21 protein-coding genes and 1 pseudogene are annotated in these 21,936 nt (G+C 38.5%); 14 read left to right on the top strand and 8 right to left on the bottom strand.

Features of this window, described 5'->3' with window-relative positions:
* The first annotated feature begins 41 nt into the window (after positions 1-41).
* Both FZF08_RS26335 and FZF08_RS26330 read left to right on the top strand, forming a co-directional pair.
* A complete protein-coding gene (locus tag FZF08_RS26335; RefSeq protein ID WP_159475962.1) occupies positions 42-314 on the top strand; it encodes a DUF4242 domain-containing protein in 273 nt (90 codons plus the stop codon).
* Between the two features lie 245 nt (positions 315-559).
* Positions 560-1,171 carry a cupin domain-containing protein gene (locus tag FZF08_RS26330; protein WP_159475959.1) on the top strand — a complete coding sequence of 204 codons (612 nt, stop codon included), beginning with the start codon at positions 560-562 and terminating at the stop codon, positions 1,169-1,171.
* 69 nt (positions 1,172-1,240) lie between these two features.
* Here FZF08_RS26330 and FZF08_RS26325 read toward each other — a convergent pair whose 3' ends face one another.
* On the bottom strand, positions 1,241-1,789 hold the full coding sequence (locus FZF08_RS26325) for a hypothetical protein (RefSeq protein ID WP_159475956.1): 549 nt from the start codon (positions 1,787-1,789) through the stop codon (positions 1,241-1,243).
* A 294-nt stretch (positions 1,790-2,083) separates the two neighbouring features.
* Here FZF08_RS26325 and FZF08_RS26320 point away from each other — a divergent pair, with 294 nt between their 5' ends.
* On the top strand, positions 2,084-2,311 hold the full coding sequence (locus FZF08_RS26320; RefSeq protein WP_159475953.1) for a hypothetical protein: 228 nt from the start codon (positions 2,084-2,086) through the stop codon (positions 2,309-2,311).
* 68 nt (positions 2,312-2,379) lie between these two features.
* On the opposite strand, the gene FZF08_RS26315 is transcribed toward FZF08_RS26320, so the two are convergent.
* A complete protein-coding gene (locus FZF08_RS26315; protein ID WP_159475950.1) occupies positions 2,380-3,192 on the bottom strand; it encodes a hypothetical protein in 813 nt (270 codons plus the stop codon).
* Between the two features lie 82 nt (positions 3,193-3,274).
* Between FZF08_RS26315 and FZF08_RS26310 the strand changes: the two genes are divergently transcribed.
* From FZF08_RS26310 to FZF08_RS26300, 3 genes are all read left to right on the top strand, one after another.
* The gene (locus tag FZF08_RS26310; protein ID WP_159475947.1) at positions 3,275-3,655 is read left to right on the top strand and encodes a hypothetical protein; all 381 of its coding nucleotides are present in this window, start codon (positions 3,275-3,277) and stop codon (positions 3,653-3,655) included.
* Between the two features lie 273 nt (positions 3,656-3,928).
* Complete coding sequence (locus FZF08_RS26305; RefSeq protein WP_159475944.1) at positions 3,929-4,969, top strand: M4 family metallopeptidase; 1,041 nt, start codon at positions 3,929-3,931, stop codon at positions 4,967-4,969.
* 13 nt (positions 4,970-4,982) lie between these two features.
* Positions 4,983-5,249 carry a hypothetical protein gene (locus tag FZF08_RS26300; RefSeq protein ID WP_159475941.1) on the top strand — a complete coding sequence of 89 codons (267 nt, stop codon included), beginning with the start codon at positions 4,983-4,985 and terminating at the stop codon, positions 5,247-5,249.
* Positions 5,250-5,274: 25 nt separating this feature from the next.
* Here FZF08_RS26300 and FZF08_RS26295 read toward each other — a convergent pair whose 3' ends face one another.
* Complete coding sequence (locus tag FZF08_RS26295) at positions 5,275-7,515, bottom strand: transferrin receptor-like dimerization domain-containing protein (RefSeq protein WP_159475937.1); 2,241 nt, start codon at positions 7,513-7,515, stop codon at positions 5,275-5,277.
* A gap of 229 nt (positions 7,516-7,744) precedes the next feature.
* Between FZF08_RS26295 and FZF08_RS26290 the strand changes: the two genes are divergently transcribed.
* Positions 7,745-9,409, top strand: a complete 1,665-nt coding sequence (locus tag FZF08_RS26290; protein WP_159475934.1) for a PQQ-dependent sugar dehydrogenase — start codon at positions 7,745-7,747, stop codon at positions 9,407-9,409.
* Positions 9,410-9,424: 15 nt separating this feature from the next.
* Here FZF08_RS26290 and FZF08_RS26285 read toward each other — a convergent pair whose 3' ends face one another.
* Complete coding sequence (locus tag FZF08_RS26285; protein ID WP_159475931.1) at positions 9,425-9,814, bottom strand: catalase-related domain-containing protein; 390 nt, start codon at positions 9,812-9,814, stop codon at positions 9,425-9,427.
* Positions 9,815-10,132: 318 nt separating this feature from the next.
* Between FZF08_RS26285 and FZF08_RS26280 the strand changes: the two genes are divergently transcribed.
* The gene (locus tag FZF08_RS26280; RefSeq protein ID WP_159475928.1) at positions 10,133-10,426 is read left to right on the top strand and encodes a putative quinol monooxygenase; all 294 of its coding nucleotides are present in this window, start codon (positions 10,133-10,135) and stop codon (positions 10,424-10,426) included.
* A 232-nt stretch (positions 10,427-10,658) separates the two neighbouring features.
* Positions 10,659-11,054 (top strand): protease inhibitor I42 family protein, encoded by a 396-nt coding sequence (locus FZF08_RS26275; RefSeq protein ID WP_159475926.1) that lies wholly within the window; start codon positions 10,659-10,661, stop codon positions 11,052-11,054.
* A gap of 32 nt (positions 11,055-11,086) precedes the next feature.
* Here the strand turns inward: FZF08_RS26275 and FZF08_RS26270 are convergent, their stop codons facing one another.
* Together FZF08_RS26270 and FZF08_RS26265 are read right to left on the bottom strand one after the other, a co-directional pair.
* Complete coding sequence (locus FZF08_RS26270) at positions 11,087-11,803, bottom strand: pirin family protein (protein ID WP_159475923.1); 717 nt, start codon at positions 11,801-11,803, stop codon at positions 11,087-11,089.
* A gap of 37 nt (positions 11,804-11,840) precedes the next feature.
* Positions 11,841-12,584: an intradiol ring-cleavage dioxygenase gene (locus FZF08_RS26265; RefSeq protein ID WP_159475920.1), complete on the bottom strand. Its 744-nt coding sequence runs from the start codon at positions 12,582-12,584 to the stop codon at positions 11,841-11,843.
* A gap of 136 nt (positions 12,585-12,720) precedes the next feature.
* Between FZF08_RS26265 and FZF08_RS26260 the strand changes: the two genes are divergently transcribed.
* The 5 genes and pseudogenes from FZF08_RS26260 to FZF08_RS26245 all read left to right on the top strand — a co-directional run bounded on the left by FZF08_RS26260 (position 12,721) and on the right by FZF08_RS26245 (position 18,408).
* The gene (locus tag FZF08_RS26260) at positions 12,721-13,521 is read left to right on the top strand and encodes a 5'-nucleotidase, lipoprotein e(P4) family (RefSeq protein WP_159475917.1); all 801 of its coding nucleotides are present in this window, start codon (positions 12,721-12,723) and stop codon (positions 13,519-13,521) included.
* A gap of 403 nt (positions 13,522-13,924) precedes the next feature.
* Positions 13,925-14,674: pseudogene (locus FZF08_RS32130) on the top strand (alpha-L-fucosidase); the annotation flags it as partial.
* Entirely contained in the window at positions 14,666-15,115 is a 450-nt protein-coding gene (locus tag FZF08_RS32125; protein ID WP_310590618.1) for a discoidin domain-containing protein, read from the top strand. The pseudogene FZF08_RS32130 and the gene FZF08_RS32125, both read left to right, overlap by 9 nt.
* Positions 15,116-15,262: 147 nt before the next feature.
* The gene (locus FZF08_RS26250; protein WP_159475914.1) at positions 15,263-17,059 is read left to right on the top strand and encodes a hypothetical protein; all 1,797 of its coding nucleotides are present in this window, start codon (positions 15,263-15,265) and stop codon (positions 17,057-17,059) included.
* A 122-nt stretch (positions 17,060-17,181) separates the two neighbouring features.
* Positions 17,182-18,408, top strand: a complete 1,227-nt coding sequence (locus tag FZF08_RS26245) for an RsmB/NOP family class I SAM-dependent RNA methyltransferase (protein WP_159475911.1) — start codon at positions 17,182-17,184, stop codon at positions 18,406-18,408.
* Between the two features lie 80 nt (positions 18,409-18,488).
* Here FZF08_RS26245 and FZF08_RS32120 read toward each other — a convergent pair whose 3' ends face one another.
* Positions 18,489-20,024, bottom strand: a complete 1,536-nt coding sequence (locus FZF08_RS32120) for a hypothetical protein (RefSeq protein WP_159475908.1) — start codon at positions 20,022-20,024, stop codon at positions 18,489-18,491.
* Positions 20,025-20,130: 106 nt separating this feature from the next.
* Positions 20,131-21,783 carry a hypothetical protein gene (locus FZF08_RS26235; protein WP_159475905.1) on the bottom strand — a complete coding sequence of 551 codons (1,653 nt, stop codon included), beginning with the start codon at positions 21,781-21,783 and terminating at the stop codon, positions 20,131-20,133.
* Between the last annotated feature and the right edge of the window lie 153 nt (positions 21,784-21,936).

The raw sequence follows: 21,936 nt of genomic DNA, 5'->3' as shown, positions 1-21,936 counted from the left end.
TAATATATTAATTTTATTTTTCATTCTAAAAACATACCATCATGCCAAAGTATGTCATTGAAAGAGAAATCCCTGAAGCAGGAAATCTGAGCGGGGAACAGTTAAAGGGAATTTCGCAGACTTCCTGCGGAGTTTTGTTAAACATGGGGCCACAAATCCAGTGGGTGCAAAGCTATGTTACGGGTGACAAAATTTACTGCATTTACATCGCTCCAAATAAAGAAATGATTCTTGAACACGCCAGACAAGGCAATTTTCCGGCAAATTCAGTCAACGAGATAACAGCAATTATCGATCCGACAACAGCTGAATAGGAATCCATTTTATTCAGTAACATTCAGATGCCTTGCTATTACGTCTGAATATTTCATCATTCACAAATATAAACCGTTAAATATTGCCTTCAATCACTAACCCCGAACGATGTCTCGTTCAATAGCGTTACATTTGAGGTGAATAGGCTATTCGATTTAAAGTTTTTTAATAAGAGGGAATTTTCAAAAAATCTCTTCACAGAATAGCTCGAAATTTAGATTCATACTTATATGAGTACAATCGAATGGTTGAGGTAAAAAAGTTTATTGATTCAGGGATATTGGAAATGTACGTCATCGGAGACACTAGTCCCGAGGAAAATGTACTGGTAGAGTCGATGGTCAATATACATCCCGAAGTAAAGGAGGAATTATTTATAATTGAAGTTTCTCTGGAAAATTATGCACTGAGTCAAGCCACAAGTGTTGACCCGGTAATTAAGCCATTTTTAATGGCCACTTTGGAATATATGGAGCGTATGACCCGAGGAGAAAAACAATCATTTCCACCAGAACTGCATATCGATTCTTTGATTTCTGATTTCAATGAATGGCTCGAAAGACCCGATTTTGTACCAGTAGAGCCCCTGGATGAAATTGACGCTCGAATTATCGCTGCGACTCCTGAACGGACAACGGCTATTGTCTGGATTAAAAACGGTTCTCCGCCCGAAATCCACAAAAGTGAGTATGAAACATTTCTTATTATAGAAGGCACCTGCAATATTATTGTTGATGGAAAGGATAACCACCTCAAATCAGGTGACGTATTTACAATTCCATTGTACTTGTCTCATACCGTGATTGTTACTTCAAAAATACCATGCAAGCTTATTCTTGAAAGACTTGCGGCCTGATAAAATTTATTGGCCATAGTAATAGTACGGCCAATTGGCTATTAATTTCAAATTTTCACCGGTCAGGATTTATTTGCCCGGCATTGTTACAACTGCATTGCAAACAATCGTAGCATTGATGACGACTCCATCCGCTGTTTTTCCAGTTACGGTCACAGTTTTTGAACTTCCATTTTCTTTAATTGTCAATTTACCGCCGCTTCCCTGTTTTTTGCCGGAAATAGAATTGTCGCTATTGCTCACTTCATAGCTTTTGCCCATCAGTCTTTTTCCAAAAGCTATTTTGATATAAAACTTGTCGGTACCCTTTTTTGCTGCTTCATAATCATCCACCAAAAGCTGAAGACTTGAAAACTCTTTGTCCGCCTTACCGCCTACGGAATATTGATTTCCAAAAGACTTTGGGCCGGTTAACCCCATACTGCATGTCGGTTCAACGCTCGTCGCAGAAAATGCTCCTGCATTCGGACCGCCGGTTAATGTGCCGCTGATAGTAGTCCCAGGGGCATTCCTGGCAGCATACTTTTCAGAAAAAAACATAACAGATGCCTTTTTACTTTCAGAATGATTCCCATAAATCAGAAAAACTGAGCTTATAAATAATAATAATTTCGTCATAAAATTTCGGATGGTTCTATGTTAAATTAAAAGTTACTGAACTGAAAAATGTGGTGATAATAAGGGCAAAAAAAAATGAAAAATATTACTTTTAAGTAAATCTTTTTCAGATTGTTACCGTAAAATTTAATCAAATAAAGTATAATTACGCACACATTTCCTCATCACTTAAACTATTTTAATTACTATTTAATCTCAGAATTTTGTAACTTATATTGATTCATTCAATACATCCACCTTCACATCTGGCATTATTTTTGAACTATAAAAATCATAACCATTAATTACATCACTATGGAAAATATAAGTATGCCCGCCGATCACACAGAACTTCGTTTTATAGATCAGGATGGCAACCGCCATGAAGGACACTATAGCAAAGTTCTAAAATCTTTTGTTGATACAGAGGGAGGGAAAAATCCTGAGGATATCAATAATATTTATCAGGAATATAAAATTGTAGACTGGGAATATTTACATAAAAATAAAAACCCGGATTCCGATATTATGGTGATTTTGTAACACAACCAGATAGAAAAAATTCCGTTGCAGATTCTAATCTCTGCAACGGAATTTCCTTTTTCAGGACATTATTTACATTGAATAAGTGCTGCGCTTCCAATTTCCCAACCTGGATTGATTGTCTTGGGATAAGGAACAGAAATCGTTTTCAATTGCCAGGATTTTAGCTTAACCAAAGCACTGTTTTTACATAAACTTAGAGAGGTGAGATTATAACAGGATGCAATTTCAAGATTTTCCAGTGCAGGTAACCCATTCAGGTCTAGTGAATTAATCATACTGGAATTGGATATGATTGTTTTCAAATTTGAGTTATTCCCGAGCGTCAGGTTTCCAATTGACGATGCATAACCTCCCCCATCCGAAGTGCCGGAACAATCAAGATATTCCAGTTTCAGATTATTGCTGACATCCAGTGTATCAATCGCAGGAACAAAATTGTCCACCACGCCACTCGAAAACGCGTAATAGTAAATAATCTGATTGACTGATGCTGTCGAGTAAAATCCTCTGACTTTCAAATATTTAAGATTTGTAAAATATTCAATTCCTTTCAAGCTTTTGTTCAATCCGTAAAAAGAAATATCAAGACTGTCAACGTTTTTAATATACTCATAACGGATCTTTCCGTTCAGTTTTTGGTCAGGATCTATTTTATTTTTAATCAGCAGGTTTTCAAATTCATATGATACGGATATAAAGGCGCTGTCAACCGGGATTTTTAAAGGTTCTTTTATTACTACTTCTGGTTCTATTTCCTTTTCCACAGATTTTTCTTTACAACCAGAGAGACCGGAAACAATGAGGAGGAAGAAAACGGATAACCTTAAAAATACCGGAATTGCTAATTCGTTATAAAAGTTTGGAAATGTGTTTTTCATAGCTAATTAGATTTTACTTAAAGAGTACGAAAATCACCAAAAGGTTGTAAATTAAATTGTTAAAAATTTAAAGTCCGACAACATGAAACCACTGTTAATACTGATTCTCTTTATTATTTGCAGTTTCTCTGATTCATTTGGCCAACATCAAAAATTGCTATACCACAGTTCAGATATAGGCAAGTCCGATAGTCTGACGATTAAGAAAATACGTGGGCAGAAATATAGCAAATATGTAAAAGTTATAATGGTGGATGGTACTAAAAACAGGATTCGCAAAGATTCTTTATGGGGTTTTACAGACAGAAAAGGGCGAATTATTCATTTTTATCAAAGAGTTCCTTATAGGGTGATTTTCAAAGATGGTTTTGTTAAAGATAATTATTACAATGGCAGATTTAGTAGAACTTTATACAGCAAATCACTAGATTCCAAAATGGTTAATTGGAAGCGAAACCTTTAAACTGAATACATTTTTACGCATCATAACTAATTGATATTTAATAAAATAAAAGCCCAATCTCCGGTCAATAACATATGCTTTTGTAATTAGGAAAAAGAGAAATGCCTGCATACTTTTAATAAAGAAAATCGCGATAACAAATACGAATCACAATCGTTATTCAGCAGATTATCAGTTCCGGAAGTCATCTGCATTTTTCAAACTAAAACAAAACTTTAAGCCATGTGCCGCCACAATTCACACCACCCGATCCAATGCATTATCCCGCCCTACATGAGCGACAAATTGCTGGAAGAAGCGAGCAAAAGTAAACTGCCAATGATGCTGAATACAGATCTGAGAAATGCACGTTTCAGGAGTGATCGCGCCTTTTTCGCAAAACTTACTGAAACACAGCGCGCCGCTTTTATCCCAACTCCAAAACCAGCTGCGAAACCCGTTATGAAAATGCAGGTTTATGATATGCTCCATGATACCGTGATCAGTAAAGGAAAACTGGTTTGGGACAACGGAAAGGAAAAAAAGCCGATGGACGCGGATACTAAAAATGTGGTGAGGGCAGGGACAGCCACCTGGGATATGTATTTTCAGATTTTCGGACGGAATTCTGTTAATAATCTCGGTATGGTGCTAAAACATTATATTCATTATGACAATAAATATGATAATGCTTTCTGGGACGGACAACGCATGGTTTATGGTGATGGAGACGGAAAAATTTTCGGCAGTTTTACAGCTGATCCGGATATTATCGGGCATGAACTGACACATGGCGTCACACAATATGAATCAGGTCTGGAATATCATATGCAAAGCGGAGCTTTGAACGAATCGGTTTCGGATGTTTTCGGGATTATGATCAAGCAAAGATTATTAAATCTGGATGTCAAAAAATCAAAATGGCTGATTGGTGAAAATGTTTTGAAAGGTACCAAATATGCTTTGCGGAGTATGAAAGCACCGGGAACAGGTTATGTTAATCATCCGGATCTGGGAACGGATCCGCAGCCGGCAACTTTCGATAAGTTGGTAAATTTGCCAGATACGGATCGCGGTGACTGGGGAGGAGTTCACATTAATTCCGGTATTACCAATTTTGCTTTTTACGTAACCGCTTTTAATTTAGGCGGGTTTTCCTGGGAGAAAGCGGGAAGAATATGGTATTCCGCATTAACCGATACTCAAAATTTAAAACCAACTGCCAGCTTTGCTGACTTCAAAAATCTTACCATCCAGAAAGCAGAATTATTGTTTGGAACAGGAAGTCTGGAAGCAAAAGCGGTAACAGATGGCTGGAATGCAGCAAAAGTATAAATATTACTTTTTTATGGAAATAAAATTGCAGCGTTTTGGAGGTATGATTCCCATGAAACAGGAAGCTACCACGCAGGTAAGCTGGTCGGACAAGGAACTTCAACAATTGATCGATCACATTTGCCGGGATGAAAAAAAGGAGCCAGAAAGCATGAATGAAATCTGTCATTACCTGGCGGTGGATGGAAGAGAAATTCCGGTCGACCTAAAAAAAGTGCCCCCCAAATATAAAGCTACATTTGAGGGGCTGAAAGCTGAATTGAAATATGTAAAAGCCTGAAAAAATCCCGGGGCTTTGCTCCGGGTTATTTCATCAAAGCAGTCGCTTTATCAATTTCAGCTGTAAATGCTTTAAGCGCATCACTCACACGAACGACACCCTGATCTGCCTCAGTCCAGTTGCGCTGCTCAATCGCTTCTCGGATCATCGGCAAGGTTTTCACACCATAACCTGTATAAAATCCGGGCGCATAAATCTGATGTTTATACCAAGGACGTCTTGGCAAACCTTGTTCGTTGATCAAAAAACGCTCTGATTTATATAAAATATCATTCAATTGTTTCAGTTTATCCGCAGGCAATGTTGTCATTTTAGCCGATGCAGCAGCGTAAGCGGATGCACTTTTCTCCAATGAAATCAATACATTTTCCAAAGGTGAAAAATTCAGGTAAGGTGCAACTTCCATCGGAATGGGCTTCACAAAAGGCTCTTTTGGATCGGCAGTAATTTCAAAACGATTTTCCGATATCAATTTATTTTGATCCTCAGCCTTCGTCCTTACCGATTCAAGATCACGTTTTATTTCCATTGCATAGGTTTGAACGGTGTTTGAAAAATTGCTGAAATCAAACGGAAGAACTTCCGCATCTGCAAATCGCAAAACGGAGCGTCCCATCATTTTGGCAAGCGCCACACCATAAGAAAAATCAGTGTCTTTGAAACGCACATAATTGTCATAAGAATCATAAATCGAATGGTAATCACCGCCCTCGTCCTCACCACCAAAACCAAGATTAAGCGAAGAAACCCCCAAATGCTGAATGAAAGGTGTGAAGTCAGAACCAGAACCTAACGCTCCTATGCGTACGTCACTCCGGCTACGGGTTTCCATTTTCGACGCAGCAGGACCATCCAGTATCATTTTGGAACGAAGACGTTCCATAACACTACCTCCTTTTTCAGGATCCGTAACACTCTGTCCAACCTGGTTAATGAATTTTTCAAGGGTATGCGAACCGCCTACGCCCAAAAATCCACGACCGTTTCCATCGGTATTCAGGTAAACAACCGTTTTTTCTGAGACGATTTTTTTATACTTTTCAACCCATTCCGTTGAACCTAACAAACCTGGCTCTTCACCGTCCCACCAGCAATAAACAATGGTTCTTTTTGGTTTCCAGCCGGTTTTCATCAATTCTCCAAGCACACGCGCTTCTTCAAGTTCAGCCACTGCACCGCTCACGGGATCACTTGCGCCAAAGACCCAGGCATCATGATGATTTCCGCGAACAACCCATTGATCAGGAAATTCAGTTCCTTTAATCGTTGCGATTACATTATAGGCAGGAACGATATCAAAATTAAATTCAAGTTTCAAATGTACTTTCGCAGGACCCGGCCCGATATGATAGGTGATCGGCAAAGCACCGCGCCATGAAGACGGAGCAACTTGTCCGCCCAATGCTTTTAACAATGGCAAAGCATCACCATATGAAATCGGCAAAACCGGAATTTTCATCATACTTGGCGCATCCTTAACCGACAAACGTTTGTTTTCCGCACTGGCCACAAAACCGTTTGTAAGCGGATCGCCGGGTGCCAGAGGTAAATCTACAACAGAACCGCGCTGCGCTCCTGCATCATTTTTAAACGGACCTTTTGGATATACTTCGCCTTGAAAATAGCCATCTTCTTTTGGATCAGAATAAATGATACAACCGATTGCGCCATGTTCATACGCTACTTTTGGTTTGATTCCGCGCCATGAATTACCATATTTCGCGATTACAATCTTCCCTTTTACATCAATTCCCAATTTTGCCAGTTCATCATAATCTGCCGGGATTCCGTAATTAACATATACCAGTTCGGCCGTTACATCACCATCCGCTGAAAACGCATGGTAAGGAGGAAGCACATCTTTGGTTTGTCCGGATGTTGCATCTTCTTTTACAGAACGCTCGGTCAGAGAAGCTTTAAATTTTGTAGGTTCTGTTAACTCTACAATCCTGATTTTAGGAGTCGGGAATAAAACGTGTACCGTATCAAGATGTGCCTCAAAACCCCAGGAAACAAGTTTATCACGAAGGAAAAGCGCATTGTTTAGTCCGTAAGCTGATCCCAGTTGGTGAGGATATGCAGTCATTCTTTTCATCCATTCCTGCAAATTTTTGGCTTGCAGCTGTTTGTCAAATGAAGCTTCCAGATCAATTTCTTTTTTTGAAGATTCAGCACCAAAACCCATCAAATTCTGGGCGTAAACCGGACTCATCAAAATCTGGGAAAAGAGCAGGACACGGATTGTTTTTCGAAAAATGTTTTTCATAAAGGGAGCAGAAATTTTAGTCAGGTAGAAACAATAATCCTAATATAGCGATTATTGAAATCTAAAATTTTCGACCTTTATAAAATCATAAATAAGCTCATTTTTTTTCTATTTCAATAGTAACCAAGTTGTGACAAAAAGATAATATTGAAACAAGTGATAACTTATCTAATGACTTTATTTACTTGAAATAAACTTGTTCCTTTACGGAATAACCTTCTCCCAGATTATGAAAAAAAAATTACTACTATTCTTCGTCTTACAATTCTTCTTTTCAATAATATCATTTTCTCAGCCAATTCCAGTTTTACAGCCTTACTTATCCGGTTTTACTCGCCCCGTAAAAGTCACGCATGCTTATGATTCGAGGTTATTTATTGCGGAAATTGGAGGAAAAATTAAAGTTGTAAAAAACGGAATTGTTGATCATAATAATCCATTTTTGAATATCAGCTCCAAAATGAACGACCTGGACTGGGCGGGAATATTCAGTATCGTTTTCGATCCAAACTATCAGACCAACGGATATTTTTATGTGATGTATGTGGTGAAAAGTAAATTTGAGATCAATATTTCACGTTTTACAAGAGTAGGCGGTTCAAACTCGGACCTGGCCGACGCATCATCTGAAACCCTGATTTTAACCATTCCTTATACCGATATTCTGGGTGGTCACCGGGGCGGTGATATGGCTTTTGGAAAAGATAATTTTTTGTACATTTCCACGGGCGACAACGGCCCCGGAAGCCGTGGTGTGATGGGTGATCCTGAATTAAATTCTCAAAATCCGAACCTGCTTTTTGGCAAAATAATTAGACTCGACGTCAACAGCGCTTCCCCGGCAGATAATATTCTTCAAAAAATATGGGCAAAAGGCCTGCGTAATCCCTGGCGTATCAGTTTTGATCGTGAAAACGGAGATTTCTGGTATGGTGATAACGGACAGGATGGTTGGGAAGAGGTTAACTATTTAGAAGCGACAGACATTACAACGCCCAGGAATTTTGGCTGGGATTATATGGAAGGAAATGCGGTTTACAGAAATTGTAATTGTACAATTTCCACTTCCTTTATTGCTCCAAAATTTGCTTATCCCGGCTTCACCAACAATGGCGGCAACAGCGCTTCGGTTATGGGCGGCTACATATATCGGGGAACAAAGTATGCTTCATTAAAAGGCTCTTACATTTTCGGGGATTACCAGACTTTTAAAATAGGAATGATCACGCCGGCTGGTTTTAGTGGTTTTCTTACCAATGTCAGCTACCCTTCTCTTGTTTCTTTTGGTGAAGATAACCAGGGAGAATTGTACGCAATTTCTTTTTATGACGGTACCATTGCACAAATTACGGGCCCGACTACGCCTCTTCCAGTCAAACTTGAAAACTTCACCGCCAAAGGCAATGGATGTTCAATCGACCTGCAATGGAGTACTTCGCTTGAAAGTAATTTTTCACATTTTGAGGTGGAAAGGAGTGCAGATGGCAAAAGCTTTGATAAAATAAAATCAATTCCTGCATCCGGAACTGATCATTTGTATCGTTTTACGGACAAAAATTCCTTGGCTACAAATACTCTTTACCGGCTAAAAATGCTGGATAATGATGAAAGTTATGAATTTAGCCGGATCGTTTCTGCGAAGACAGATTGTTCAAAAAATGATATCTCGGTTTTCCCAAATCCTGCGATTGATCATGTCACTATCAAAGGTGTGGAGCAGGGAAATAAAATTGACCTTTATAATTCGTCGGGTGCTTTAATTTTATCTCAAAAATCTAAGTCAGAAGTTGAGACTCAGATCAGTCTAAAAAACTATCTGAGCGGGATTTATACCATTATTGTAAAAGATCAGAATGATGTTATTCTCGAAAAAATGAAGCTGGTAAAAGAATAATAATTTTCGTAAAATTCATCGTGACAATAAAAATGTCCCGACTTTAATTTTCAGTCCATCGGCCACGGCCAGACCAAGTTTTGTATCGATTCTGAAAAAATGGTGAAGCTGATCTTTGACAGCTTCATCGTTTTGGGAATTATTGATTCCCTTTAACGTGCAGACAATGGTAGATACCAGATTGATCTTGTCTTCGTCCGATAACATTTCCCTGTAAAAAAGTCCGGGTAAATTATAATCCTCTTCGTTTTCTGAAAAACCTGCTATGGTGTTGAAATTCATTAATAAGGGCGATATTCCTGTGAATTCAGAGGCAACAGAGCATTCCGAATCCGACAAAAATCCTTGCTTAAACCGTATTCCTTTTCCCAAATAAACACCCGATCTTTTTTTGTTATCGCTCATGGTTTAAGAATCTTAAAGTTTTCAGGTTAATTGTTCCCGGAGATAAAATATTCCTTCCAGAAATTAATAACGGGAATAAAGTACCTGCTTCACTCCCGTTTATTGCAATACCATTTAATAGACAATTCAAAAGTACAAATCCCCTACCGCCTGCACGATTGCTAAATAAAGGTAAAACGTGTACAATTTATCGGAATCTTAAACTGATGAAATATAAATGAGGATTATGCGGTTACGTAAAATCCATATACGTAATTCTCACGTATGTAGATTATGAATGCATAACTTTTTTATACAACCATTTACCAAACCAAAATTATGATCACGTTAGGATTACTTGTAAGACTGGAAGCAAAGCCGGGAAAAGAACAGGAAGTAGCGGATTTCCTGAAAAGTGGATTGTCATTGGTTATGGAAGAACCTGATACCATTACCTGGTACGGAATAAAAATTGGAGAATCAACATTCGGGATTTTTGATACATTTCCTGACGAAGCGGGGCGCAATGCACATTTGGCAGGAAAAGTAGCCGCAGCATTGATGGCAAACGCTCCTGAACTTTTGGCATCAGATCCGGTGATCGAAAAAATTGAAATTTTAGCGTCAAAATAAGCTTTAAAAACGACCTGAAACCGGCAGAAAAATTCTGCCGGTTTTTTTATGTCATATGAAATTATTATTTAATAAAACAAGGAACAAAACCATACAAATATCTGATAACAAGATTATTATATAATATTAAAAGAAATTTTATTCGTTTGTTTCCCGACTTAAAAATCGCTAGTTTTCATAACGAAACGGAGTCGTAAATTTAAATTCCGTCCATGTTTTACCAAGTAAGATTATGAAAAAATTAATGTGGATTTCATTGATTATTTTGGCGTTGTTTAATTGTAACTGTGCCGCGTCTAGAAGCAGACACAAGGTTGTGATTCTGGAAAAAAGCGAGGCCACTGTGGCACTTCGGAGCGGTTCATCATTAACTGTAAAACTCCCTTTGCAAGCGGGAACCGGTTATGACTGGACATTGGATAAAGGCAAATCTCAAATTGAAGAAATAGCATCCTCCACACAAAAATCAGCAGAAAAAGATCTCCCAGGAGGTAAAATGATGAAAACATTTACGCTGCGCACCACAAAAGCAATGGGGGAAGATGTGTTGAAATTCAACCTGAGCCGTTCTTTTGAAAAGAATCCACCGGCTGAGACGCGCATTTTAAATGTAATTATCGAACCCTGAAATTCCAGGATAAAACAGGACCCGCAGCCTGCTTATATCCCGGCTATTTCAAGGATCAATATAATAGCGTCATTGGAAAGTGCTTCAAATTCCAGTTCATCAAGATTCCGGAGTGACAAGCCGTCCCGGGCCTCCATTAGCCTGTTCTGAACTTCAAAAGCGCCTTCGATAATAAAAACAAATATTCCGTTTTCTGGATTCTTGAGTTGGTATAAATCTTCTTGCCGCCCAACGTATTTTCCAATATATCCGAAAGTTTCCTGATGCGTAGTAAGACCATTTTGTGCCGGAGAAAAAAGCGGGAAAAGCCTATTTCTGTTTTCCAGATCAATATTAATTTCCTGAATTTTTGGAGGAAAAGAATTGCTGTTATTTGTTAAAAACAGTTGGATAAAATTAACAAGTTCCGTTTCATAAGGATTCGTAATTTTGTAGTTCATGCCTTTTGCAGCTGAAAAAATCTGCATTTGACCGGATTCCAGAATTCCGGTTTCACCCAAACTGTTTTTAAATTCAACCGCACCTACAATTGGAAGTAAAATCACTTCCGTATTTTCTCCCAACTGCATTTTAAAACTTTTTCCGGCGGCCAATGTATCATCATTCAAAACTTGCAAATTACCAAATGGTTTTCTGTTCTGATCCTGATAAAGACCAAAATTAAATGTATGAAAACTACGAAACCAAGGCAATTGAGAGCATCCCCGTTGTCCGGCCAGGTAAATTTGTCCTTCTGTTTGTGTGATCATATCGAAAAGTTAAATCCCTGCATTATGGCTCTTTACATTATCCCGCAACAACAATGGTATGTGCCAGCACATAACCTTCGGAAACGCTACCCGTAAACGAGGCCAGTTCTGTTGTAATTCCATCACTAAAAACATTATCATTTGCGTTTGTGGTATCCTGCAAACCGTGGCTTTTATATGCACCCTGAGCATAAACGGCATTGCAAATTATCTGATCAAAAGCAATTTGCGTGACCAAAAGTGAAGTACCTGAACTATTGTAAATATGCGCATGAATATGTGGCGCACGTCCTGAATACCAACCCGGGTAAATACTAGTAAAGGTTACCAGACCATTCGCGTCCGTCGTTTGCCTTCCGCGAAGAAAATGAACCGTTGTAAAATTGGCAGACTGCATCCCGGTTCCACCATATTCCGAATAATTTCCGCCAGCATCACAATGCCAAATGTCTACAAGAGCATTGGCCAAAGCCGCGCAACTGTTATTTTTGTTTTGAATCGTGATTTTTACCGTAAGTTTTGTTCCTGTGCGATCCGAAGTAATATCGTTTGTCACCAGGGTACCTGGCGTTTTTGTTGGGAATGGCCCTGCTGTTTCCGTAACCGTTGTCGTGCACGAACCTGCGGTTGTGCCTGTTGTTGTTCCAGTGGTGGTCCCGGTTGTTGTTTCCGTCGTTGTCGGATCTACGCTATCTTTACTGCACGACCCTAAAATCGGAAGAATAGCCGTCGATCCTAATGCTGATAAAATACCCCTTCTTAAAAATTCTTTGCGATCCATAGTTCAGTACGTATGTTTTTACAGACCATACGCACCAATGAGCGCCAATGTTGCTGAATGTAAGAATGTTGTGGTAAATTCCGGTATTTATGGCCTATCAGTCAACTAATTAGCAATAACTGATTTACTTTGTCCTATGAAAAAATACGCCATTTTAATCGCCACGCTGGTTTTGGGATGCACAACAGCCAAACAGAAATCCGGTCCAGCAGTATCGTCCACAAATCTTACCGCCGACGGGAAATTATTCACAGCATTATTCCAGCAGCGTGCCGCAGAATATAAAGCGCTTTGTTTTCAGGCGTTCAACATTGCGCATATCCGCGTTGACGAAGCATTGCTTTTACCGCAATCCAAACCATTGGCCATTGTTACCGACATAGATGAAACCGTTCTGGACAACAGTCCATATGACGTAAAACAGTCGTTGCAGGGAAAAGATTATGAACAAAAATCCTGGGAGGAATGGACAGCACTTTCCAAAGCTGATACAATTCCCGGCGCCTTACCCTTTTTGAAATACGCATCTTCAAAAGGTATAAAAATATTTTATCTGACCAATCGCGCGGAAGCTGAACGTAAAGGTACGTTAGCAAATCTGGTAAAATTCGGATTTCCTGATGCTGTCAATGACAATCTGATTTTGAAACAAACGGTTTCTTCCAAAGAAGCCAGACGCCAGAAAATTGCTGAAACACATAACATCATTATGCTAATGGGCGATAACCTGGCGGATTTCAGCGCATTATTTGATAAAAAACCGGCAGACGAAAGATTGAAAAATACATATTTATCGGCAGCTGATTTTGGTAAAAAATTTATTGTTTTGCCAAATCCGGTTTATGGTGACTGGGAAGGCGCGGTTTATCAATACAATCTCAAATTAAAAGCTGCGCAAAAAGATTCTGTTATTAAAAATGTGTTGAAAAGCTATTAACAAAGATGCTGAGACCGTAGATCTAAAATAGGTGCAGCGCACCAAAATACTTATAGAATAACCATAAGTCATTTTGTGGTTAAAGGTGCAGAGCACCTGAATATTTGTAGCACCAACGAGACAATTAAATTTCCACAAGGTGCGGATCACCGTAATATAATCTTAAACAAAGGTGCATAGCGCCGCTGAAATTAACATGCAAAAATCACTATCCATTTTATTCCTTCTACTTCTATCTCTACCCTTTTCCGGAAAAGCTCAAACGGCAAAAAAAGGAAAACCTCTCGGCGAACTTCAACAGCAATTTATCGACTTGCGCTTCGGTATGTTTATCCATTACAATATCCCGACGTAAGTAAATCAGGATTGGCCGGATCCGGATACTTCGCCTTCCGTTTTCAACCCGACAAAACTGGATTGCAATCAATGGGCAAAAGCAGCGAAATCTGCCGGGATGACTTACGGCTGTCTGACGACTAAACATCACAGCGGTTTTTGCATCTGGGATACCAAAACAACTGATTACAATGTCATGAACAATCCTTTGAAAAAAGACGTCGTGAAAGAATATGCAGAAAGTTTCCGGGCCAACGGATTAAAAGTGATGCTGTATTATTCGATTCTGGATACGCATCATAAACTTCGCCCGGGTTATATAGAAAAGAAACATATTGAGATGATCAAAGCGCAGTTAACCGAATTACTAACTCAGTATGGTGAAATTTCCGCGCTGATTATTGATGGCTGGGATGCGCCCTGGTCCAGAATTTCTTATGACGATGTTCCTTTTGAAGAAATTTACACACTGGTAAAAACCTTGCAGCCGAATTGTTTGCTGATGGATTTGAACGCGGCCAAATATCCAAAAGAGGCACTTTATTATACCGATATCAAATCCTACGAACAAGGTGCCGGACAGAAAATTTCAAAAGAAACGAATAAACTTCCCGCACTTTCCTGTCTGCCGATCAATGGCTCATGGTTTTGGAAAACGACTTTCGCAACTGACCCTGTGAAAAATTCGAATGAATTGGTGAATAATAATCTGATTCCATTCAACCAGGTTTTTTGCAATTTCATACTAAATGTAGCGCCAAACCGTGATGGACTGATTGATGATAACGCATTAAAAGCACTAAAAGAAATGGGTGATTTATGGAAAAAAGGTGGAAATGTCCCGAAACTTGGACCAGTCGATGCACCTATAATTTCGTCCAACATTGCCAAACATCAGCCGACAAATTCAAGTTGGAGTAATGATATGGATATCATGGATTTTGCCAATGATGATAATTTCAGCACTTCCTGGGTTTCAAATAAAGAAGTTAAAAATCCGTGGTTTGAGATTTCTTTTGATAAGGATAAGGCATTCAATATGATTACCATTGCGCAGGGTGAAGCTTCGATAAAAAAATACCGGGTTGAATATTTCGAAAATGGAATCTGGAAACCGCTTCAAACGGTGACCAATCCTGAGAAAATAAAAACATTGCGTTTTGACAGAATCTGGGCAGGAAAAGTGAGAATTTCAATCGATGAATTTTCATCACCGCCTACGCTGGCCGAAGTTGGTGTTTATAACGAAAGGAGATAACCAAAAACTCTCAATCCTAAAAATCCATCAATCCCAAAATCAAGATCCAGATGACGATTATCATGAATGCGACCAACCTGCATCAATTTTTCTGCTTCAACGAAGTTCTAGTTTTGAAAAGTGAAAAATTACTACTTCAAGCTACTCATGAGCAAGGAAAATACCACGCATACTTTTCATATTCCCGTTTTAGGATTGGGCTATTCTGTTGATACACCTATTAAAGTTTCTCATTTCGGAATTTCTTCCGTTGCCTCGATTGTGGATGATGAAATGATTGAAAGAATGCGGAAATTTCATAACCTAAGAAACGGCGAAACCTATATTCCGATTCTTTCCAATGAACACGATTTCAGAAGCAGGAGAATTACCGCTTACCTGGATTTAATGGAAAGAATCGTCAACAAACAATTCGAAAATTTGCGTCAGCAACCTTTTGAAGAAGGCACTGACATCACCCGTTATTTTGACCTTTTGCCTAATACCTCTTCTTTAAAAATGCGTTATGAAAAAATGCTTTCATCAACAGATACGGAAGAAAAAAAATGGATGCAAAATGCCTTGCGGAATTGTCTGACAAAAGGAGCAATTGATGTCAACATTATGTCAAAGGTGGATAAGTTAAACAAAGATGCTTTTGGTGAAATTCTGACTGACGACTATTCTGATGCGTCAGCAGCTCTGCGCGGATTTGCGAATAGTACGCTGACTTCCTCGCTTATTCTTTCCGCAGGAATGAACCCAAGACTTTACAATTACCTCGAAAATTTCAGTGACTTTTATCCGGATGAACATGATCATTTCCGCAAAAAAATCATTCTAAAAGTGAGCGATTTTCGTTCTGCTTTCATACAGGCCAAGTTTCTGGCAAAAAAGGGAATCTGGGTTTCCGAGTTCAGGATTGAGTCAGGATTAAATTGCGGTGGACATGCTTTTGCTACCGAAGGATATTTATTAGGACCGATTCTGGAAGAATTTAAAGATAGAAAGCAGGAAATGCTGACAGAACTTTTTGGCTTGTATAAAACTGCGCTTGAAGTAAAAGACTATCAAATCAATAAAATTCCTGAGTTAAAAATCACCGTTCAAGGCGGGATAGGAACAGCCGAAGAGGATCATTTTTTACTTGAACACTATCAGGTAAATGCGACCGGCTGGGGAAGTCCTTTTTTGCTGGTTCCCGAGGTTACCAATGTTGATGAAACTACGTTAAAAGATTTGGCAGAAGCAAAAAGTGATGATTATTATATCAGTAATTCTTCACCGCTTGGCGTTCTTTTTAACAATTTCAAAAAAAGCAGCGCCGAAATACAACGGCTGGAACGCATAGCAGCCGGTAGGCCTGGAAGTCCGTGCAAGAAAAAATATCTGGTTTCCAATACCGAATTCACGAGCGAACCGATTTGCACAGCATCCCGGCAATATCAACATTTGAAAATAAAACAATTGCACGCAATTGAGCCAAAACCTGCTGATTACGAAGAGCAATTCAATGCGATCACAGAAAAACTTTGTTTGTGTGACGGACTGAGCACATCCACGCTTCTCAAAAATCATTTGCTTAAACCAAGAGAAAATTCAGCAGTTTCTATTTGTCCTGGGCCAAACCTCGCCTGGTTTTCAAAAGTATATTCTCTGGATGAAATGGTAAACCATATTTATGGAAAGGTTAATTTGCTTAGCAAAGTGAGCCGCCCCAATATGTTTATCAACGAGCTGAATTTGTATGTTGATTATTACAAAAAAGACCTGGAAGCAAGTGCTGAAAAACTGAATGAGAAAAAGAAAAAATATCTGATCAAATTTAAAGAACAGCTACTCGCCGGAATTGATTATTACAAAGAGCTGGTACCAAAAATTACAAATCAGACATTGGCTTATAAGGCAGAGATGATTGGGCAGTTGAGAGGGATTGAGATGGAGTTGAGGGAGATTGGGGTGTAGTGGTACTAACATGGATTTGTAATCAGTGGTAGCACTCTCAAAAACTTTCCCGAACTTTGCCCCCACATTGGTTTACTTCCAAACCATAAAATCTAATTCCGGACAACCAGTCTGTTTTGACATTGAAATTATATAGAGGATTAATAGAGGCGACGGTTCAGGCCTTGCAGCAAATTTTTTCAGACAAGCAACAGGCAGATCGTGTTGTAGAACGTTTATTAAAATCCAACCCGAAATGGGGAGCACGCGACCGGGCTTTTCTGGCGGAAAATATTTATGAAATCGTTCGTTGGTGGCGACTGATCAAGTTTTCTGCCAGTTTGGAAAAAGTGACGCAGCCTGAGCATTTCTGGAAAATGGTTGGTACCTGGCAAATTATCAAACCTGCACAACTTCTTACTGAAACGGATAATATACTGCCTGAATGGGCGGAATTTGAAGAAATTAATCTGGAAACGGTTTTGAGTCGGTATCAGGAAGCGTTGAAAGTCCGTAAAATCGCACAGTCCATTCCTGATTGGATCGACGAAGTGGGCGAAAGAGAACTGGGTGAGAAGTGGGAAAAGGAAATCACCGCGTTGAATAACCAGGCTCCTTTTGTGTTGCGTGTCAACACGTTGAAATCGGATTTACAATCTGTGATATCTGTTTTTGGTAATGATAAAGTTGAAACCGTTCCCGAGGTCCCGACGGCGATTATTCTTAAAAAGAGGCAAAATGTTTTTGGACAGGAAACTTTCAAAAAAGGACATTTTGAAGTCCAGGATGCTGGATCTCAATTAATTGCTCCGTTTTTGGATATTAAACCAGGACAAACTGTGATAGACGCTTGTGCAGGCGCAGGTGGAAAAACGCTACAAATTGCTTCTTTACTGGAAAACAAAGGCAACATCATTGCCCTCGATATTGAAAATTACAAACTGGAAGAACTCCAAAAACGTGCAACCCGGAACGGTGTAAAAATCCTGACAACCGGCCTGATCAAAAATGACTCTACGGTGAAAGATCTGGTTGAAAAGGCTGATCGCCTTTTGCTGGATGTACCTTGTTCAGGACTTGGCGTTTTGAGAAGAAACCCGGATACGAAGTGGAAACTTCAACCAACATTTCTGAATACGATCCGAAATACGCAATGGCATATTCTGAGCACTTATTCTAAAATGGTAAAAAGAGGCGGGAAAATGGTTTATGCCACATGCAGCTTATTACCTTCCGAATCGGAAGATCAGGTAACAAGATTTATCATGGAATTTGGTGATCGCTGGAGGTTGATGAACGAGCGCCGTACATCCGTAGCAGATGAAGGTTATGACGGATTTTACATGGCTCTTTTAGAAAGAATCAAATGAGATTTTGCTTTTAATTATTTCTAACAACAAGTCAATAGTAATTAAAAACTCTTAAGAATATCATTTTCCAACCGGCATAATTATTTCCTGATTTCATTGGAACCGTCAATTTCATATACCTTCCAGTCACCAAAACTTTTATGCATCCAATTACGATAATTCAATTTTGAAAGCCACAAGGGTTGAGCACTGTAAACCGTCTTAAGTCGGGTATTATTTAACTTTTCGTCAAAAGAATTAAATACGAAATAAACCAACGTATCACCATTCATCAATCTTTTCGATTCAAGCTCAACACTTTTTTCAGTAAGTTCTCTTCGCAAGATTGTATGATTCTTCCGATAGAACCTTGGAGATAAGGATTTTACGTCATTGGCCAGGGTATAATAAAAGAACTCTCCCTGAGTGTATATTACGATTGGCTTGTAAGGTAATGCTCCAATAAATTTGAAGATCTGAGATGAATTGTCGTGTACACGAAAGGAGTTTGCTACAAACCCAAAGAAATTAATTATCGCTAATAAAACTATAACGCTATACAATATATTCTTTTTAAAAAACCCTTCAATAAATAAAAACGAGTCGACGATCATAAATGGTACAAATACCATTATTGGGTAAATGAATCGTATTTCTTTATGCGAAATTAACATGTGTACAAAAAGAAATGGAAAGAATAACCAGGTGAATGGGTGTTTATAATTCCTGATTCCAAAAACTCCCACAAGAATTATCAGAACTATGTTTAAAACAGACAGCCATCTTCCAACCAAAAGCTGTTCAAAATACCACCACCATGGAGCGGTACCGAACGAGGCAGCTTTGTTCTCTATTAGATTAATGTAAAAATAGTTCCATGAACTTAGTACCCATTCTCCATAAAACCATCGATCAATTAGTATTCCAACGAAACAGACTATAAGGAATCCCACAAATATCATAATCCACCTCTTTATCGACTTAAAATAAAATATTAAAAGCCATAAAGAGAGTCCAAAAATCATGATTGCTGATTGATATCGAAACAAAAACGATAATCCTAACAGCATTCCTGTTAGCAACTGGCTATTGTTTGTGAGAACCATTTTATTACTTCCCTTTTCATATTTGCAGAAAGTTGCTATTGCGATAATTAAAAAACAGGCACTCCAGTTTTCAGAAAAAAAACGCACTCCAAAGAGAGGAAAGCAGTACAAAAAGAAGGTTGATAAAAAATAAAAATATTGATAAAATGGGTTAGCAAATCTTTTTCGCAATGAACTGAACAAAAAGTAAGAGCTGAAAAGAAACAGACATGAGGAAAATAGCCTAAGTAAAATCGCTTGGTCAAAAGGATTTTTCAATCCTGCAAAACTCATCGTATTAAGCAGAATATAAGCTATCATGGGTTGAAGTGCCGGTCTGAGCCTATCGGTAAACTCCCATGCCAGATACTTTTTTTCAAGTAATCCTCTCTTGTAGTTTGCAAATTCAAGAATCTGGAAATGTTCGTCATTATTCAACCATCCATCTGAAATTACTGCTGCTAAAAAGTAAAATATTACTATTACGAACAGCGCATATAATAAGAAAGATTTTTTGAAAAACGTATTTTCAATTTGAAAAAAACTTACCATAAATAAACTTAGTAATTCTGCTAAAAAATTTATTTGGGCGCCATTTTACTCCAATCTGATTGTATCCTGAAACAATAATATCTAACTCATTTTATACAGAAAGCCATTAAAATCTGGTTTTGATAATCTTATCCAGATTTACATTTCTGGCGACCAAGATACTATTGTTAATTCTCCTATTCTTCCAGCAGAGCGCAACATCGTAATGCTTTCCAGCCATTTTTTGGGGAAAAATCACAGATCGGGCACTTCCTGCCAAACTAGATTTTGTTATTTTATTGAGCCAATTTCTATTCTCATGCCTTACAGCAACCAGAAACGGCTTGCCGGGCTTGTCACAATTAAACAAAGCAAGGTAAACATCGCTCTCCGGGACTGATGATGGGAGGCTCTTTACTTGAAAACTTATCGCAGGATATTTCCATTTTTGATACTCAGGCAAATGATTCAAATTTTCAATTGTAAATTGTATATCCGAGCTCACCGTGGCAGCCTTTATTTTATTATACCAATCTTCAATATCTCCATTGCTAAAAAAACCCGGGAATTCGTAATGTTGATAAAGTGCAATATTTGGATCCTTAGTATCGGTGTACTGATATAAGAAAAAAGCATGATTTGGGAAATTGTAGGAATCTACTTTCAATTCGTCATTGTGCACTGCAATAGCCTTGTCATACTTTGAGTAAGAAAGAGCATTCAGGGCGATGGCGCAGAAAAGAAACCATATAAAAAAGTATCTTTTGTACCTATCGTCTTTTAAAGCACTTAATACAAGCAAGTAAAACAGGATAAAAGTACTGACAGCATAAACCTGAAATCTTATTGCCAGCATACTTCCGGCTACGTCACCGGCTCTGCCAATAGCAATCATCAAGCCACATGCCAGGAGCTCTAAAAAGCAAATTTCCGTTATGCTTAAAGGAAATAGAACATCCCGCCACTGGCTCCTGTTGAAAAACTTGACTATGTTAATTACGACCAGCACAATTAAGAAAAATGTGCCTGCAACCGTTGACAAAGCAAGTCCGTAAGAATCGGATAATACTTTTAAAATTGACCCGCAATAAGAAACAAAAGCCTTGAATACAATCCCGATGATTTGAGGAAAAGGAGGAAATTTAGATGCGATTGAAAAGTGAAAGTCGGTAAAAAATATGATCACATAAAGTACAGCAAAAATGCCAAATAAGATACTTTCCTTTTTTCGTTTCTGGGTGACCAGCCACACCAACCCAACCGGGATAACACTCAGCCCATCCAGATTAGATACCGTCGCGGCAATCGCAAAAGGAATTGACCAGTACCAAACCTTTTGTTTTGAAGGTTGTAAAAATATAAGACAATAAAGTGAAAATGTAATGGCAAGGGTATATTCAAATGAGGTAATTGCCCAGAGATGGGTAGCATAAACAATAGGCGAAAAAAGCAAAACAGCTACTGGTATAAAATAAGCCAGCCCGGTATTGGCTGATTTAAAAATTAAAAAAAATGCATATCCCAGTAAGACCAGGTTCAGGTAGCCAAAAATGATCATTACTCTGAAATTCATTTTTCCATACATCAACTTTATGATCAAACTTACCAAACGTGAGAAGAACACACGATGATCATTCTGCTGTTCAAATAACAAATAAAATGAATCTGATGGAGCTGTAATGATTTGATTCAGAGAATATAACAAAGCTTCGTCATCGTTGTAGGGGACATTGAGCGCGTGTTTAAAAATAAAGATACCAAATGAAAAAACTGGTACCATTATAATTAAAATATACACCACCGACAGTAATACATTGGCGCGCAAAATAGAGATGTTTATAAAATGAAATTTTGTAGAACACATATAAAGGACAAAAAAATATGCTTATCATCATACGTTTTGACGTAATGAAATAAGCAAATCTTATTGTAC

Source organism: Dyadobacter sp. 3J3, from assembly GCF_009801115.1.
In the GTDB taxonomy this organism is placed as follows: domain Bacteria; phylum Bacteroidota; class Bacteroidia; order Cytophagales; family Spirosomataceae; genus Dyadobacter.
The sequence above is the reverse complement of the archived record's forward strand: the minus strand, read 5'-3'. Positions and strand labels throughout refer to the sequence as shown.

What these genes read in the sequence shown, in the direction of transcription:
- FZF08_RS26295 (WP_159475937.1), bottom strand. Translation starts at nt 7,515, where the DNA reads ATGAAAAACATTTTTCGAAAAACAATCCGTGTCCTGCTCTTTTCCCAG.
- FZF08_RS32120 (WP_159475908.1), bottom strand. Translation starts at nt 20,024, where the DNA reads ATGGTAAGTTTTTTTCAAATTGAAAATACGTTTTTCAAAAAATCTTTC.
- FZF08_RS26320 (WP_159475953.1), top strand. Translation starts at nt 2,084, where the DNA reads ATGGAAAATATAAGTATGCCCGCCGATCACACAGAACTTCGTTTTATA.
- FZF08_RS26325 (WP_159475956.1), bottom strand. Translation starts at nt 1,789, where the DNA reads ATGACGAAATTATTATTATTTATAAGCTCAGTTTTTCTGATTTATGGG.
- FZF08_RS26280 (WP_159475928.1), top strand. Translation starts at nt 10,133, where the DNA reads ATGATCACGTTAGGATTACTTGTAAGACTGGAAGCAAAGCCGGGAAAA.
- FZF08_RS26290 (WP_159475934.1), top strand. Translation starts at nt 7,745, where the DNA reads ATGAAAAAAAAATTACTACTATTCTTCGTCTTACAATTCTTCTTTTCA.
- FZF08_RS26265 (WP_159475920.1), bottom strand. Translation starts at nt 12,584, where the DNA reads ATGGATCGCAAAGAATTTTTAAGAAGGGGTATTTTATCAGCATTAGGA.
- FZF08_RS32125 (WP_310590618.1), top strand. Translation starts at nt 14,666, where the DNA reads ATGGGTGATTTATGGAAAAAAGGTGGAAATGTCCCGAAACTTGGACCA.
- FZF08_RS26305 (WP_159475944.1), top strand. Translation starts at nt 3,929, where the DNA reads ATGAGCGACAAATTGCTGGAAGAAGCGAGCAAAAGTAAACTGCCAATG.
- FZF08_RS26300 (WP_159475941.1), top strand. Translation starts at nt 4,983, where the DNA reads ATGGAAATAAAATTGCAGCGTTTTGGAGGTATGATTCCCATGAAACAG.
- FZF08_RS26250 (WP_159475914.1), top strand. Translation starts at nt 15,263, where the DNA reads ATGAGCAAGGAAAATACCACGCATACTTTTCATATTCCCGTTTTAGGA.
- FZF08_RS26310 (WP_159475947.1), top strand. Translation starts at nt 3,275, where the DNA reads ATGAAACCACTGTTAATACTGATTCTCTTTATTATTTGCAGTTTCTCT.
- FZF08_RS26275 (WP_159475926.1), top strand. Translation starts at nt 10,659, where the DNA reads ATGAAAAAATTAATGTGGATTTCATTGATTATTTTGGCGTTGTTTAAT.
- FZF08_RS26285 (WP_159475931.1), bottom strand. Translation starts at nt 9,814, where the DNA reads ATGAGCGATAACAAAAAAAGATCGGGTGTTTATTTGGGAAAAGGAATA.
- FZF08_RS26270 (WP_159475923.1), bottom strand. Translation starts at nt 11,803, where the DNA reads ATGATCACACAAACAGAAGGACAAATTTACCTGGCCGGACAACGGGGA.
- FZF08_RS26330 (WP_159475959.1), top strand. Translation starts at nt 560, where the DNA reads ATGGTTGAGGTAAAAAAGTTTATTGATTCAGGGATATTGGAAATGTAC.
- FZF08_RS26335 (WP_159475962.1), top strand. Translation starts at nt 42, where the DNA reads ATGCCAAAGTATGTCATTGAAAGAGAAATCCCTGAAGCAGGAAATCTG.
- FZF08_RS26260 (WP_159475917.1), top strand. Translation starts at nt 12,721, where the DNA reads ATGAAAAAATACGCCATTTTAATCGCCACGCTGGTTTTGGGATGCACA.
- FZF08_RS26235 (WP_159475905.1), bottom strand. Translation starts at nt 21,783, where the DNA reads ATGGTACCAGTTTTTTCATTTGGTATCTTTATTTTTAAACACGCGCTC.
- FZF08_RS26315 (WP_159475950.1), bottom strand. Translation starts at nt 3,192, where the DNA reads ATGAAAAACACATTTCCAAACTTTTATAACGAATTAGCAATTCCGGTA.